The organism is Streptomyces albireticuli, assembly GCF_021228125.1.
Taxonomy (GTDB): Bacteria; Actinomycetota; Actinomycetes; order Streptomycetales; family Streptomycetaceae; genus Streptomyces; species Streptomyces albireticuli.
Window position 1 is genome coordinate 778,104 of sequence record NZ_JAJQQS010000003.1, and the last position, 14,428, is coordinate 792,531.

The 14,428-nt window shown below is 70.8% G+C and carries 10 protein-coding genes; 3 read left to right on the top strand and 7 right to left on the bottom strand.

What is annotated here, in order from left to right; translation table 11 throughout:
• Window positions 1–69 precede the first annotated feature (69 nt).
• Complete coding sequence (locus LUZ64_RS07835; RefSeq protein ID WP_095580431.1) at window positions 70–1,686, top strand: peptide-N4-asparagine amidase; 1,617 nt, start codon at window positions 70–72, stop codon at window positions 1,684–1,686.
• 67 nt (window positions 1,687–1,753) lie between these two features.
• Here the strand turns inward: LUZ64_RS07835 and LUZ64_RS07840 are convergent, their stop codons facing one another.
• Complete coding sequence (locus tag LUZ64_RS07840) at window positions 1,754–2,194, bottom strand: MarR family winged helix-turn-helix transcriptional regulator (protein ID WP_095580429.1); 441 nt, start codon at window positions 2,192–2,194, stop codon at window positions 1,754–1,756.
• A 172-nt stretch (window positions 2,195–2,366) separates the two neighbouring features.
• Here LUZ64_RS07840 and LUZ64_RS07845 point away from each other — a divergent pair, with 172 nt between their 5' ends.
• Complete coding sequence (locus LUZ64_RS07845) at window positions 2,367–4,187, top strand: ABC transporter ATP-binding protein (RefSeq protein ID WP_095580427.1); 1,821 nt, start codon at window positions 2,367–2,369, stop codon at window positions 4,185–4,187.
• A 16-nt stretch (window positions 4,188–4,203) separates the two neighbouring features.
• Here the strand turns inward: LUZ64_RS07845 and LUZ64_RS07850 are convergent, their stop codons facing one another.
• Window positions 4,204–5,427 carry an SGNH/GDSL hydrolase family protein gene (locus tag LUZ64_RS07850; protein ID WP_095580425.1) on the bottom strand — a complete coding sequence of 408 codons (1,224 nt, stop codon included), beginning with the start codon at window positions 5,425–5,427 and terminating at the stop codon, window positions 4,204–4,206.
• A 178-nt stretch (window positions 5,428–5,605) separates the two neighbouring features.
• Between LUZ64_RS07850 and LUZ64_RS07855 the strand changes: the two genes are divergently transcribed.
• Window positions 5,606–6,934 carry an MFS transporter gene (locus tag LUZ64_RS07855; RefSeq protein WP_211304971.1) on the top strand — a complete coding sequence of 443 codons (1,329 nt, stop codon included), beginning with the start codon at window positions 5,606–5,608 and terminating at the stop codon, window positions 6,932–6,934.
• On the opposite strand, the gene LUZ64_RS07860 is transcribed toward LUZ64_RS07855, so the two are convergent.
• The 5 genes from LUZ64_RS07860 to LUZ64_RS07880 all read right to left on the bottom strand — a co-directional run bounded on the left by LUZ64_RS07860 (window position 6,931) and on the right by LUZ64_RS07880 (window position 14,362).
• Entirely contained in the window at window positions 6,931–8,100 is a 1,170-nt protein-coding gene (locus LUZ64_RS07860; RefSeq protein WP_095580423.1) for a CaiB/BaiF CoA transferase family protein, read from the bottom strand. The genes LUZ64_RS07855 and LUZ64_RS07860 overlap by 4 nt on opposite strands.
• 120 nt (window positions 8,101–8,220) lie before the next feature.
• On the bottom strand, window positions 8,221–11,328 hold the full coding sequence (gene lacZ, locus LUZ64_RS07865) for a beta-galactosidase, LacZ type (RefSeq protein ID WP_095580421.1): 3,108 nt from the start codon (window positions 11,326–11,328) through the stop codon (window positions 8,221–8,223).
• A gap of 93 nt (window positions 11,329–11,421) precedes the next feature.
• On the bottom strand, window positions 11,422–12,096 hold the full coding sequence (locus LUZ64_RS07870) for a LutC/YkgG family protein (RefSeq protein WP_095580419.1): 675 nt from the start codon (window positions 12,094–12,096) through the stop codon (window positions 11,422–11,424).
• On the bottom strand, window positions 12,093–13,613 hold the full coding sequence (locus LUZ64_RS07875) for a lactate utilization protein B (protein ID WP_095580417.1): 1,521 nt from the start codon (window positions 13,611–13,613) through the stop codon (window positions 12,093–12,095). Before LUZ64_RS07875 ends, LUZ64_RS07870 begins: the two co-directional genes overlap by 4 nt.
• Window positions 13,610–14,362: a (Fe-S)-binding protein gene (locus tag LUZ64_RS07880; RefSeq protein WP_095580415.1), complete on the bottom strand. Its 753-nt coding sequence runs from the start codon at window positions 14,360–14,362 to the stop codon at window positions 13,610–13,612. The genes LUZ64_RS07875 and LUZ64_RS07880 overlap by 4 nt, the downstream gene beginning before the upstream one ends.
• Window positions 14,363–14,428: the final 66 nt, after the last annotated feature.

Sequence of the window (14,428 nt, forward strand, 5' to 3'; positions counted from 1 at the left end):
CCACCCCGCCCCGGATACGGCCAAAGGAGCACTGGCGTACGGCAGTACGAAGCGCTTCACTCCTGCCACATGAGACGACTGCTTCTCGCGCTGTGCGCCGCGGCCGTCGGCCTGACGCTGGGCATCGGCCCCGCCACGGCCTCGGCGCCGCCCACGGAATTCGGCACCGACTGGCACGATCCGGTCACCGCCGGGCCCCCGGTGTCCGTACCGGACACCACCTCGTGCAAGGTCACCGTCGCCGACACGGAATTCCGCGACTACACCCCCTACCGGGGGACGTATCTCCCGCCCAAGGCATGCGGCGACCGCTGGAACAAGGTCGTCCTGCGCCTCGAAGGCGCCGTCGCCGGGCGGCAGTACGACCGTCTCGGCTATCTGCGGATCGGCGGTGTGGAAGTACTGCGCACCTCCACGCCGGAACCCTCACCGGAAGGGATCACCTGGAACGTCGAGAAGGATGTCACCCGCTACGCCGCCACGCTGCGCGACCGGCAGCCGGTCGAGATGCTCATCGGCAATCTCGTGAACAGCACCTACACGGGCGTCATCAAGGTCAAGGTGACGCTGACGTTCTACGCCGCCGAGGGGCGCGTGAAGCCCGCCCGGACACCGGACAAAGTCCTCACCCTGGACGGTGCGCACCAGGTGGGCACGGTCTACGAGGGGCAGTTGACCACGCCGCGCAACAGTGAGCGGATCGTGGCCGAGGTCTACGCGACCGGTTCGGGCGGCGGTTGCGAGGAGTTCTGGTACCTCACCGTGCCGGACGCCGCGCCGTATTCCTGCAAGGCCAAGGACGGCCCCTACCGAGAGGTGAGGGTCTCGGTGGACGGCCGACTCGCGGGAATCGCCGCGCCCTTCCCGACCGTATGGACGGGCGGATGGTCGAACCCCTTCCTGTGGTACGTCATCCCCGGCCCGCGCGCCTTCGACGTGCGGCCCGTGGAGTACGACCTCACGCCGTTCGCCGGGCAGTTGAACGACGGCGAGCCGCACCGGATCGCGATATCCGTGGCCGGGGTGCCCGAAGGGCAGAGCGGCTGGAGCACGCCCACCAACGTCCTGGTCTGGCAGGACGCCGGGGCGTCGCGGGTCACCGGAGCCCTGACCGCCCACCGGGCGGGGGAGCCGGCGGGCACCGTCACGCATCAACCGGGCACCGAGCACCGGCTGCGCGCCGAGGGCCGCGACTCGCTCACGGTCTCGGGGTACCTCGACACCTCGCACGGCCGGGTCACCACGACCGTCGACCGGAACGTCGCCAACACCTCCACGCACCGCTGGACGGAAGGGGAGTCGACGGACGCCCTCCAGGCCCGCTGGAACGACGACGAGACCGTCGTGACCCGCGGCCGGGGCCCCGCGACGGTCACCCGCACCCATCGCGCGTACACCATGGACGGCGAGATCACGGGTGGGACGGGTGAGCGGCTGCGTACCGTGATGACGATGGGAGACCGCTCGGACAGCGCCACCGTGCGCGCCGGTGAGAGGCTCGACTGGTCACACCTGGACGACACGTACACCGGGGACGCCGCGTACAACCAGAACGTGCCACGGGAACAACGGCACGCGACAGGCGTCTCCCGTGAGCGCTACCGGCTGTTCGGGCCCGGCACCTGCCACGACCGGACCCTCGCCACCGCTCAAGGGGAGCTGACGGAGGACAGGCGGAACTGCTGAACGCGACCCGGGTGGGCCCGAGGCCGTCCGGCTTCGGGCCCACCCGGCGCGTACGCGCCGCCCTGTCTCAGAGGTGGTGGCCGGGGCCTCGCATGAGCTCGGTGAGCAGGCTGCCGAGGGTGTCCCGCTGCTGCGCGGAGAGCGGGGCCAATATGTCCTCGACCGCGGCCCGCCGGGCCTCCCGCAGCTCCCGCAGAGTGGCGCGGCCCGCCTCGGTGAGCTCGATGCGGATCACACGGCGGTTGGTGGGATCCGGCACCCGGCGCACCGCGCCGTTCGCCTCCAGGGCGTCGACCAGCGTCGTGACCGCCCGCGGCACCACTTCGAGGCGCTGGGCGAGATCCGCCATCCGGGGCGGCTCTTCGTACTGCGCCACCGTGCGCAGCAGCCGGGACTGGGCGGGGGTGATGCCGACCGGGTCCAGATAGCGCTTCTGGGCGCGGTGGAGCCGGCGCGTGAGGCGCAGCAGCTGCTCGGCCAGCTGTCCGGACGGGTCGGAGGCGGTCATGATCAGAGATTACCAGGACGGAGTGCATTGTGAGCATAGGTAACAGTGAGCTATGCTCGGTACGGCATCATTCCCCTCGGCCATTCCGCCGCCCTTCCGCTCGTTCCTCTCCGCATTCCCTCTGTCCGCACCCTGCGCCCAGAGCACTCCGCGATCAGAGAACTAGGAGCCCATGCGTCACGACGAACCCGACTGGACGCCCCCGCCCGCCGACCCGGAGCAGCCCGCGCAGGTGCGCCGCATCCTCCGGCTCTTCCGCCCCTACCGCGGCAGACTCGCCCTTGTCGGGCTGCTCGTCGCCGCTTCCTCACTTGTCTCGGTGGCCTCGCCGTTCCTCCTGCGCGAGGTCCTCGACGTCGCCATCCCGCAGGGCCGTACGGGCCTGCTGAGCCTGCTGGCGATCGGCATGATCGCCGCGGCCGTGGTCAACAGCGTCTTCGGGGTCTTCCAGACCCTCGTCTCCACCACGGTCGGCCAGCGTGTGATGCACGACCTGCGCACCGCGGTCTACGACCGCCTCCAGCGCATGCCGCTCGCCTTCTTCACCCGCACCCGCACGGGCGAGGTCCAGTCCCGCATCGCCAACGACATCGGCGGCATGCAGGCCACCGTGACCTCCACCGCGACCTCGCTGGTCTCCAACCTCACCAGCGTCGTCGCCACGATCGTCGCGATGCTCGCCCTGGACTGGCGGCTCACGGCCGTCTCCATGCTCCTGCTGCCGGTGTTCGTCTGGATCAGCCGGCGCGTCGGGCGTGAGCGCAAGCGGATCACTTCCCAGCGGCAGAAGCAGATGGCCGCCATGGCCGCGATGGTCACCGAGTCCCTTTCGGTGAGCGGGATCCTGCTCGGCCGCACCATGGGGCGCTCGGATTCACTGACCCAGGCGTTCGGCAAGGAGTCCGAGCGGCTCGTCGGACTCGAAGTGCGGTCCAGCATGGCCGGGCGCTGGCGGATGTCCACCATCGGGATCGTGATGGCCGCCATGCCCGCCGTCATCTACTGGGCGGCGGGCATGGCCGCCCTGCGGACCGGCGGGCCGGCCATATCGCTGGGCACGCTCGTCGCCTTCGTCTCCCTCCAGCAGGGCCTTTTCCGCCCCGCAGTGAGCTTGCTCTCCACGGGTGTGCAGGTGCAGACCTCGCTCGCCCTGTTCCAGCGCATCTTCGAGTACCTCGACCTGCCGGTGGACATCGCCGAGCCGGACCGCCCGGTGCGGCTGGAGAAGATCCGCGGCGACATCCGCTTCGAGCACGTCACGTTCTCCTACGACCCGGAGGCTCAGGCGGCCGGCCGGCTGGGCGCGACGCTCAGCGGCATCGACCTGGCCGTTCCCGCTGGCGGCAGCCTGGCCGTCGTCGGCCCGACCGGCTCCGGGAAGAGCACCCTCAGCTATCTGGTGCCGCGCCTGTACGACGTCACCGGCGGCAGGGTCCTGCTCGACGGGGTCGACGTCCGCGACCTCGACTTCGACACGCTCGCCCGCGCCGTCGGGGTGGTCTCGCAGGAGACCTACCTCTTCCACGCCTCGGTGGCCGACAACCTCCGTTTCGCCAAGCCGGACGCGACCGACGAGGAGCTCGTCGCCGCCGCCCGGGCGGCGCAGATCCACGACCACATCGCCTCCCTCCCCGAGGCCTACGACACCCTGGTCGGCGAGCGGGGCTACCGCTTCTCCGGCGGGGAGAAGCAGCGCCTCGCCATCGCCCGTACGATCCTGCGCGATCCGCCCGTCCTCATCCTGGACGAGGCGACCAGCGCACTGGACACCCGTACCGAACACGCCGTGCAGGAGGCCATCGACGCGCTCTCCGCGGGGCGGACGACGATCACGATCGCCCACCGGCTCTCCACGGTCCGTGACGCCGATCAGATCGTCGTCCTCGACCGCGGCCGTGTCGCCGAGCGCGGCACCCATCAGGAACTCCTCGCGGACGACGGGCACTACGCCGCCCTCGTGCGCCGGGACGCCCGCCTGACGGCCGATGTCTGACGCTCCTCGCGAGGGCTCAGAGGGAATCCGGGTCGACGGTCTCGGCCATGATCCGGTAACCCGCGTCATTGGGGTGCTTGACGTCGCCGCTGTCATAGGCGGGCGCCAGCACCTCGGGGTCCTCGGCCGAGGCGAGGGCGTCGGCGAAGTCGGCCACCGCGTCGTACTCCCCGGACGTGCGGATCCACTCGTTGAGCGCGACACGCTTCGCCTCGGCCCGCGGGGTGTGGTATTCCGACCCCTTGAAAGGAAGGATGGTCGCCCCGATGACCTTGACACCACGGTCGTGTGCCCGCCGGATCAGTGACCGGTAGCCGGCGATCAACTGCTCCACCGTGACATCAGGATTGGGCTTGTAGGTCTCCAGGTCGACCTCGCTGAAGCCGATGTCGTTGAGGCCGCCGAAGACGATCACGGAACTGACCCCGGGCTTGTCGAGCACATCACGCTCGAACCGGCTCACGGCCCGTTCGCCGTACCACGGGGAGTCGCTCAGCACGAGGTTGCCGCCGATGCCCGCGTTGAGCACCGCCCACCGTTCGCCGGTCGCGGCGAGCCGCTCGGCGAGCACGTCCGGGTAGCGACGGTCGGCGTCCACGGTGGAGCCGAAGCCGTCAGTGATCGAGTCGCCGAACGCCACCACGGTGCCCTTCAGCGGCTCTCCGCCCGACAGTTCGACGTCGGAGAGGTAGTACCAGGAGTGGGTGCGCTCGTCGAAGCCCCCTCCCTCGGCATCGGACGTCCGGTCGCCCGCCGCCCGGTAGCTGGTCGCGTAGGCCTGGGCGTGGAAGGTCGCGGGCCCGGTCGGACCGTCGAAGAAGAGCGTCACCGCCACGGAGTCCAAGGGTTCGGCGTGGAGCTCCGTCGCGTCGCTGACCGCCTCGCCCCCGGCGGGGATCGTCACCGATGCGAGGCCACCGAAGGTGACCTCCCTGGCCGTTCCGGGCCGGAGCGCGGCGCCCCCTCCGGCCAGGGCGAGGCTCGCGGCGGACACGGTCAGCGGCTGCTCACCGAACCGGTTCGACAGCCGTATCCGTGCGGCCGTGCCTCCACTGGTGACACGCACGACCTGGCGGACGGACTGACGGGCGAAGCCGGCCTCGGACCAGTTCTCCTCGAATCCGGAGCTCGGCCGCTGGACCGGTGCCGCCCAGCCGGCCGACCAGGACGTCGTGGCTTCCACCGTCCGCCGCTTCTCCGTGCGAAGTGCCGCCGCCGGAGCCTTTTCCTGAACTGTCATGATCTCGCCTTTTCCTTGCGTGGGATGAACCGCTGAGGAAGAGACTGCCGTCGGCCGGGAGGGCCACCCAGACCTGTGGGCTTCGTACGAACCCCGTGCGTACCACTGGCAGGGTCACCCAGCGAGAACCGGACTCGGACAGGTGTGCGAGGCGGGTGGGTGGGGGATCCAGGGGATCATGACGCAATCCAAGTCCCTGCCCATGGACGGCGCTCCCGCCGCGACACCGGCAGGAACACCGCCCTCCGCCCCTCGTTCCTCGATACGACAGCTCGCGGCGGCGTCCGTCGGCAACGCCGCCGAGTGGTACGACTGGTACGCCTATTCCTTCCTCGCCGTCTACTTCGCCGACCGGGTCTTCCCCAAGGGCTCCGGAAACTCTCTCGTCCCCCTGCTCTCGACCTTCGCCGTCTTCGCCGTCGGCTTCTTCATGCGCCCGGTCGGCGGCCTGCTGATGGGCTCGATCGCCGACCGGCGTGGCCGCCGGGCCGCCCTCACCGCCACGATCCTGCTCATGGGAGGCGGCAGCCTACTGGTGGCGCTCACGCCCACCTACGCCTCCGCCGGCGTGCTCGCACCCGTGGTCCTGGTCGTCGCCCGCCTGATCCAGGGACTGTCGGTCGGAGGAGAGTTCGCCGCCTCGACGACGTTCCTCGTGGAGTCGGCGGGACCCGGCCGACGAGGGCTGTTCTCCAGCTTCCAGTACGTGTCCACCACCATCGGCCAGCTGCTCGCCTCCGGAATCGCCGCACTCCTCGCCCATCTGCTCACCGAGGGGCAGATGGGCGACTGGGGCTGGCGGGTGCCGTTCCTCATCGGCGCGCTCATCAGCCTGGTCGGTTTCTGGATCCGGCAGGGCGCCCAGGAGACGAGGGAGCCGGCGCACGGAACGGACACGGAGCGCCCCGCCCTGTTCGAAGCGTTGCGCCGCCACCCCCGGGAGTCCCTCCTCATCTGCGGAATCACCGCGGGCGGCACCCTCGCCTACTACACGTGGACCACATACCTGCCGACCTACGCCCAGGTGAACGCCGGTTTCGACAAGGGTGACGCCCTGATCGCGAGCACCCTCTCGCTGGCGTTCTTCGCCCTCCTCCAGCCACTCGGCGGACTGCTGTCCGACAAGGTGGGACGACGGCCACTGCTGATCGGCTTCGCGCTGGGGTTCGCGATCCTGGCGGTGCCCCTGCTGCACTCGATCACCAGCGCGTTCCTCTCCCTGCTGCTCGTGCAGTGCGCGGGGATGGTGCTGCTCACCGGCTACACCTCGATCGCCGCCGCGGTCAACGCCGAGGTCTTCCCCGCGCGGGTCAGGGCGGCAGGCATCGGCTTCCCCTACTCCCTCACCGTCGCGTTGTTCGGAGGGACCGCGCCCTACCTGGGAACCTGGTTCAAGCAGTCCGGCCACCCCGGGGCCTTCCCCTGGTACGTGGCCGGGCTCTGCCTGGTCTCCGCCTGTGTCTACGCGGTCCTCCCGGAGACGGCGAAGCGCCCCCTCGATCGCTAGGCGTGCCCCTGGTCCGCCGAGAACTCCGCCCGGACCGCGTCCGTATGGGCGCCGAGCTCCGGCACGGCGCCCATCGCCGCCTCCCGTCCTTCCACCGAGACCGGCGGCAGCAACCCCCTCAGCGGGCCCACGGGCGAGTCGAACTCACGCCAGCGGTCCCGGGCCCGCAGCTGTGGATGGTCGGCGAACTCCCCGACCGACCGCAGTCGCGCGTTGGCGATGCCCGCGCCGTCCAGTAAGGCGACGACTCCGTCCGCCGTGTGCCGGGCGAAGTGCTTCTCCATGACGGCGGTCAGCTCGTCGTCGTGAGCGCGCCGCGCCGGATTGTCCGCGAAGCGGGCATCGCGGACCAGCCCGGGCTCGCGCAGCACCCGCTCGCACAGGGCCACCCACTCCCGGTCGTTCTGCACGCTCAGGAAGACCCGTGCGCCGTCGCCGCAGGCGTAGTGCCCGTACGGGGAGATGGTCGGGTGCCGGGCGCCGCTACGGGTGAGCGGAGCGCCGCCGTACGCCTGCGCGAAGTACGGCTGGCCCATCCACTCGGCGAGCGCGTCCAGCAACGAGACGGACAGTGCGGTGCCTTCGCCGGTGCGCTCACGCTCGTACAGCGCGGTGAGGATGCCGGAGTAGGTGTACATGGCGCCGGCGATGTCGGCGACGGAAATACCGGGCCGGGCGGGGGAGTCGGGACTGCCCGTGATCGAGAGCAGACCGGTCTCGCACTGCACCAGAAGGTCGTAGGCCTTCTTGTCGCGGTAGGGGCCGGTCGCCCCGTAGCCCGTGATGTCGCAGGTGATCAGGCGCGGATGGCGGGTGCGCAGCACCTGGCTGCCGAGCCCGAGGCGCTCGGCCGCACCGGGACCGAGGTTCTGGACGAAGACGTCGGCTCGGGCGAGGATCCGGTCGAGCAACGCGCGGTCCTCGTCGGCCTTGAGATCGAGGGCCACGCTCTCCTTTCCTCGGTTGACCCAGACGAAATAGGCGGAGATCCCCTTCACCCTGCGGTCGTACGCCCGGGCGAAGTCTCCTTGGCCGGGCCGCTCGACCTTGATCACCCGGGCGCCGAGATCCGCCAGCTGACGGGTGGCGAAAGGTGCGGCGACGGCCTGTTCGAGGGCGACGACGGTGATGTCACGCAGTGGTGGTTCCAACTCGACTCCTCCCATTGGTGTGACCGTATGACCGAGGCTGTGGACAGTCGAGAACCGCCCGGCGTCGTCCCGTCTACGCTCGCTTTCATGGAGATCAGGGGGAGATCCGCCACCGGAAGAACACGCCACCGGCCGTCAGCGTGCGGGCCGCAGGCGGTAGGAGTAGCTGTACGCGCGATCGGCGGGCAGCAGATAGTCCTCCAGCGGAGCGGCACCCCAGGAGTCATTGCCGCCCACGCCCATCTGCCGGTGATTGACCGCCAGTACGGTCCCCTCACGTGCCACCACCGCATGAGGGTGTTCGAGCCCTTCGAGGTCGAAGGGGGTCCAGCGCGACGCGCTGATCTCCAATGGATGTGTGTCCCCGCCGGGCTCGGCCAGAACGGTCAGGCCGAAGCCGTCCGAGGAGGTGAGGGACGCATGGCGGACGTCCGTGACGTCGCCGGCTTGCTGCGGCCGCGCGTAGGGCATGCGGGGCGCGTCCAGCGAGGCGCGGTGGAGGCCCATGAACGCTCCGGTGCGCCGGTCCCGGTAGTTCTCGTGGGGCCCTCGTCCGTACCAGGTGAAGGTCCGGAAGGCGGGTGGCACGGTCAGCAGGACGCCGACCAGAGGGAGTTCCGGGAGACCCTCACCGGGGACGAGTGTGTGCCCGACGAGGATCTCGCCGTCACCGCGCACCGTGAGGAGGGTCGTCCAGAGCGAGTCGGCCGGAGCCGTGGGAAGCGTGGCGGTGACGGCGACGGTGACCTCGGAGGCGGTGAGCCGGGTGACCTCCATGCCGGTGACCGTGCGGTGTGCCCCTGCGTCCCGCCAGGTGCGCAGCGTGACATGGGCACCACGGCCGATGTCGTTGTCGGTGGGCGCGCGCCAGAAGTTGGGCACCGGGCCGCCTGTCAGCAGTTCGTATCCCTGGTACCGGTAGGTCGTCAGGGCCCCGGTCGCGCGGTCGAGGCTCAGAAGCAGTTCAGGACCGGTCAGCGTGACGGAGTCGGCTGTCTGCGCGATGTCCAGCGCCGAGGTCGGCATGGTCCCGCGCGACAGGGTTGCCGCCGGGGCACGCCAGGGCAGTGCGAGCTGCTCGCGGGCGACAATATGACCCGCCTCCGCCCAAGGCGTGGCGTCCCGGAGGGCGAACGACACATTCAGCCAGTACTCCGCGCCGGGCTCCGGTTTCTCCGGCGGCTCCAGCGGGAGTTCCACCGTCGTGGTCCCGCCCGCCTCGGCCGGCGGCGCGGCGAGGACGCCGTGCTGGACGGTTTCGCCGTCGCGGGTGACCTCCCACCGCAGTTCGTACGCGTGGAGGCCGGTGAAAAGGTGCTTGTTGGTGATCCGGACGGTCCCGCCGGCGAGGTCCCCGGCTTCGACGCGCACGGGTTGGTAGACCTTCTTCACCTCGTGCAGAGCGGGATGGGGGCGCCGGTCGGCGTCGACGAGCCCGTTGCAGCAGAAGTTGCCGTCCGAGCGGGCACCGGGGCTCCAGTCGCCCCCGTAGGAGAGGAAGTACCGCCCGGGAACGCCGGGGACCGGGAGGCGGATCGCCTGGTCGGCGAAGTCCCAGATGAACCCACCGTGGAGATGAGGGTGAGCGTCGATGACGTCCCAGTATTCCTGGAGATTTCCGGTGCTGTTGCCCATGGAATGCGCGTACTCGCACAGGACGAACGGCTTGGTGGCGCCCGAGGTGGCGTACGCCTCGACCTCGGCCGGTGTGGCGTACATCCGCGACTCGACGTCGGCGACCTCGTTCATGCCCTCGTAGTGCACCGGCCTGGACGGGTCCCGGCCGTGCACCCAGTCGGCCATGACTTCGAAGATGTCACCCCGGCCCGCCTCGTTGCCCAGCGACCAGAGCACGACGCACGGGTGGTTCTTGTCCCGCTCCACCAGGCTGCGGATCCGGTCCAGGCAGGCGGCGGCCCACTCGGGCCGGCTCGCCGGCAGGGAGTCCCGGAGGGCGTGCGTCTCCAGGTCGGCCTCGTCGACCACGTAGAGACCGTATTCGTCGCACAGTTCCAGCCAGCGTGGATGGTTGGGGTAGTGCGAGGTGCGGACGGCGTTGATGTTGTGCCGTTTCATGATGAGGATGTCCTCGACCATCCGCGGCTCGGGGACCGCCTGCCCGTGGTCGGGGTCGCATTCGTGCCGGTTGACGCCACGGAGGACGAGCGGTTCGCCGTTGAGGGTGAGCTTCCCCGGCCCGAAGGAGAGGGTGCGGAAGCCGACTCGGGTCCGCCGGACGTCGAGGGGCTTGTCGGCCGGGTCGAGCAGTTCGACGACCAGGGTGTGGAGATGGGGTTCCTCGGCCGACCACAGGGCGGGTGCCGTGACGCGCTCCGTGAGTTCGACGGTCGCCTCCCCGGAGCCGTCGAAGCGGACGGTCCCGGTGGAGGAGAGGACGTGCTCACCACGCGCGTCGTGGAGGGTGGCGCGTACCCGATGCCCGGGGGTCGGCGCGAGCCCGGGGCCGGCGCGCAGGGCCACGGTCACCCGAAGGTCGGCGTCACGGAAGACGTCGTCCAGCTCGGTCCGTACGAACAGGTCGTGCACGCGCACATGTGGGACGGAGTAGAGGAACACCTCCCGGAAGATGCCGGACAGGTCGATCTGATCCTGGTCCTCCAGCCAGCTCCCCTTGCACCAGCGGTAGACCTCGACGGCCAGGCTGTTGACCACCGGTTCCTGGCCGGAGCGCAGGTAGGGGGTGATGTCGAACTCCGCGGGGGCGTAGCTGTCCTCGCTGTAGCCGACCCGTTCGCCGTTCACCCAGACGAAGAAGGCGGACTTCACGCCCTGGAAGGAGATCAGGATCCGTCGGCCGGACCATGCGCGGGGGACGGCGAAGACGCGGCGGTAGGAGCCGACCGGGTTGAAGCCGGTGGGAGCCCGAGGGGGAGTGGGTTGCTCGTAGCCGGTCCAGGGATAGTCGACATTGAGGTAGACGGGTTCCGGGTAGCCCTGGGTCTCCCAGTTGCCGGGCACGGTGATGTGCGCCCAGCCGGTGTCGTCGAAGTCGGGCGTGTGAAAGTCGACGGGGCGTTCGTCGGGGTTCCTGGACCAGCGGAACCGCCAGGAGCCGTCGAGCGAGAGGCGGTACGGCGAGTCCGCCGGGCCGGCGGAGAGCGCGGCCCGGGCGTCGGCGAAGGGAACGAGCGGGGCCCGGGCGGGTTCCCGGTTCTCCTGGAAGAGCTCCGGGGAGGCGTCCGTGACGAGGGAGGAGCGGGGGTCCGGTCGTCGTGCGCGCATACGTCGGCTCCGGATGAGCGATACGCGAAAGAACAGGAAGCGCCAGGATCGAACAGAACTCTTCCCCGCCACAAGCCCCGCGACCGGCGCGCCTCAGACGGGTCGTGGATCTCCCGCCACGAGGAGCACCTCCAGGGTGCGCGGACCGTGGACGCCCTCGACCCGGTCCAGCTCGATGTCGCTGGTCGCCGACGGTCCCGAGACCCAGGTGAGCGGCCGGGCCGCCACCGGCGCCAGCCGCTCCAGGGCCTGCGGGACCGAATCCACCACCTGATCCGCCGTCCGCACCACACACAGGTGGTGGTCCGGCACGAGGGTGAGGGCGCGGCGTCCCTGCCCCGGGCCCGCGTCGAGCACCAGCGTGCCGGTCTCGGCGATCGCCAGGGCACAGCCGGTGACGACGCTGTCCACGACGTCCAGCTCACGCGCCGTCAGCGCGGGGGTGTCCGACAGAACGTCCACCCGGGCGTCCCGGAGCCAACCTCGGGGCAGCCCGGCGGGTGCGAGCACGCGGTGGGCGCCTCGTTCCGCGAGCAGCCGGGCGAGGAGAGCGGGCAGCCCGGCGGCGTCCACGCGGTGGACGAGGGCACGGTAGTCCGCGAGGTTCCCGGCGAGGAGGTCGAGGGTTTCCGCGGGGCTCCGCTCGCCGTGGACCCGCAGGTAGTCGCGTACCACCGGGTGGTCCTCCGGGCGCTCTTCCCGTGGCACGTCGGCAAGCGCGCGGCGCACCCGTCCCAGGATCCGCTCCCTGCTCGTACCGCCGCTCACGAGGTGCCTCCACGGGTACGGGCCCACCAGTCGCGGAACGACTCGGCGGGGACGGCGGGCAGCTCGCGGGAGTCCGTCCAGGCGCGGCCCGGGCCCGGCAGCCGTCGCGGCTGGAGCCGGCGGGTCCGGGAGAGGATCCGCTGTCCGCGACGGAGCGCGTCCGGGTGGTCGAAGGCCCAGCGGGCGGCCCGCATCGCGGCCCGTTCGGTGGCGTGCCGCTTCGCGGGCCTGATGACCGTGCGCGTCCCGCGGACCGTCACCTCACCGCCCTCCGCCACCCGCTCCCGCAGGTGGACGAGCACCTCGGGGATGTCGATGGCGACGGGACAGACCTCGAAGCAGGCGCCGCACAGCGAGGAGGCGTACGGAAGCGACTCCTCCAGCGGGGAGGCGAGACCACGCAGCTGGGGAGTGAGGATCGCCCCGATCGGTCCGGGGTACGGCGAGCCGTACGCGTGGCCGCCGGCCCGCTCGTACACGGGGCAGACGTTGAGGCAGGCCGAGCAGCGGATGCAGCGCAGCGCCTGGCGGCCGACCTGGTCGGCGAGGGTGTCGGTGCGGCCGTTGTCGAGCAGCACCAGATGGAAGACGCGGGGTCCGTCGCCGTCGGTGGTGCCCGTCCACATCGACGTGTACGGGTTCATCCGCTCGGCCGTCGAGGAGCGGGGCAGCAGCTGGAGGAAGACCTCCAGGTCCCGCCAGGTCGGCACGGTCTTCTCGATGCCCACGACGGAGATCAGCGTCTCGGGGAGCGTCAGGCACATACGGCCGTTGCCCTCGGACTCGACCACGACGAGCGTTCCCGTCTCGGCGACCATGAAGTTGGCGCCGGACACCCCGACCTTGGCACGCAGGAACTTCTCCCGCAGGTGCTGTCTCGCGGCTTCGGCCAGCTCGGCGGGCCGGTCGGTCAGCCCCTCGGGGGCCGGGCGTCCCCAGCTCGCCATCCGGTCCCGGAAGATGTCGCGGATCTCGCCGCGGTCGCGGTGGATGGCGGGGACCAGGATGTGCGAGGGAAGATCGTCGCCGAGCTGCACGATCAGTTCGGCGAGGTCGGTCTCGTACGCCCGGATACCGGACTCCGCGAGGGCCTCGTTGAGTCCGATCTCCTGCGTGGCCATGGACTTGACCTTCACCACCTCGCGCTCGCCGGTGGCCCGTACGAGATCGGTGACGATGCGGTTCGCCTCGGCGGCGTCGGCGGCCCAGTGGACGGTGCCCCCGGCCCGTGTGACGGCCTCCTCCAGACGCACGAGGTGGTGGTCGAGATGGCGCAGGGTGCGGTCCTTGATCGCGGCGCCGGCCTCCCGGAGCCGCGCCCAGTCGTCCAGTTCGGCGACCGCCCGGGCGCGCTTGGCGCGGATGGTGTGCGTGGCGTGGCGGAGATTGGCGCGCAGCCGGCCGTCGCGGGTGGCGGTGTCGGCGGCCCGGGGGAAGTCGGCGGCCCGGGGGAAGGCGGGCATACCGAGGTAGGTGGCGCCGCCGCCCCGGGGGACGTCGGATCCGTCGCGGCTCATCGGGCGGACTCCTTCGTGCCGGCGAGGATCTCGGCGATGTGCACGGGGCGCACGGGTGAGCCTTCCCGGGCGAGGACGCCGCCGATGTGCATCAGACAGGAGTTGTCGACCGTGCACACGGCCTCGGCGCCGGTCCGGGCGATGGCCCGGGTTTTGTCGGAGCCCATCGCGGCGGACACGGCGGGGTTCTTCACGGCGAAGGTGCCGCCGAAGCCGCAGCACTCCTCAGCCCCGTCCAGCTCCCGCAGTTCCAGCCCCTCGACACGCTCCAGCAGCCGACGGGGCCGCTCACCCAGGCCCAGTGCCCTCAGCCCGTGACAGGTGGGGTGGTAGGTGACCGTATGAGGGAAGTACGCGCCGACGTCCGTCACGCCCAGCACGTCGACGAGGAACTCCGTGAGTTCATAGGTCTTGGGCACCGCGCTCGTGGCGGCCTCGGAAAGCTCCGTCCCCCGTCCCTCCGCCTCGGCCCTGGCCCCGATCCTCGGGTAGTTGTCCCGGACCATGGCGGCGCACGATCCGGACGGGGTCACGACATAGTCGTGGTCGCGGAAGGCCGCCGCGTAGCGGCGTACGAGCGGCTCGGTCTGGTGCCGGTAGCCCGTGTTGAACATCGGCTGACCGCAGCAGCTCTGCGCCATGGGGAAGTCGACCTGGACACCGAGGCGTTCCAGCAGGGTCACCACGGCCCGGCCCGTGCGGGGGTAGAGCGAGTCGTTGACGCAGGTGACGAAAAGGCCCACGCGCATGACTTCTCCTCACGGCCCGTCCGGCGGCGCGCCGATAGTGATCATCCGCGCCTCATACTGCCGCAG

Excerpts from the sequence above, each read along its gene's own strand:
- LUZ64_RS07850 (WP_095580425.1), bottom strand. The coding sequence starts at position 5,427 with ATGACAGTTCAGGAAAAGGCTCCGGCGGCGGCACTTCGCACGGAGAAG.
- LUZ64_RS07860 (WP_095580423.1), bottom strand. The coding sequence starts at position 8,100 with ATGGGAGGAGTCGAGTTGGAACCACCACTGCGTGACATCACCGTCGTC.
- LUZ64_RS07845 (WP_095580427.1), top strand. The coding sequence starts at position 2,367 with ATGCGTCACGACGAACCCGACTGGACGCCCCCGCCCGCCGACCCGGAG.
- LUZ64_RS07880 (WP_095580415.1), bottom strand. The coding sequence starts at position 14,362 with ATGCGCGTGGGCCTTTTCGTCACCTGCGTCAACGACTCGCTCTACCCC.
- LUZ64_RS07840 (WP_095580429.1), bottom strand. The coding sequence starts at position 2,194 with ATGACCGCCTCCGACCCGTCCGGACAGCTGGCCGAGCAGCTGCTGCGC.
- LUZ64_RS07855 (WP_211304971.1), top strand. The coding sequence starts at position 5,606 with ATGACGCAATCCAAGTCCCTGCCCATGGACGGCGCTCCCGCCGCGACA.
- LUZ64_RS07875 (WP_095580417.1), bottom strand. The coding sequence starts at position 13,613 with ATGAGCCGCGACGGATCCGACGTCCCCCGGGGCGGCGGCGCCACCTAC.
- lacZ (WP_095580421.1), bottom strand. The coding sequence starts at position 11,328 with ATGCGCGCACGACGACCGGACCCCCGCTCCTCCCTCGTCACGGACGCC.
- LUZ64_RS07835 (WP_095580431.1), top strand. The coding sequence starts at position 70 with ATGAGACGACTGCTTCTCGCGCTGTGCGCCGCGGCCGTCGGCCTGACG.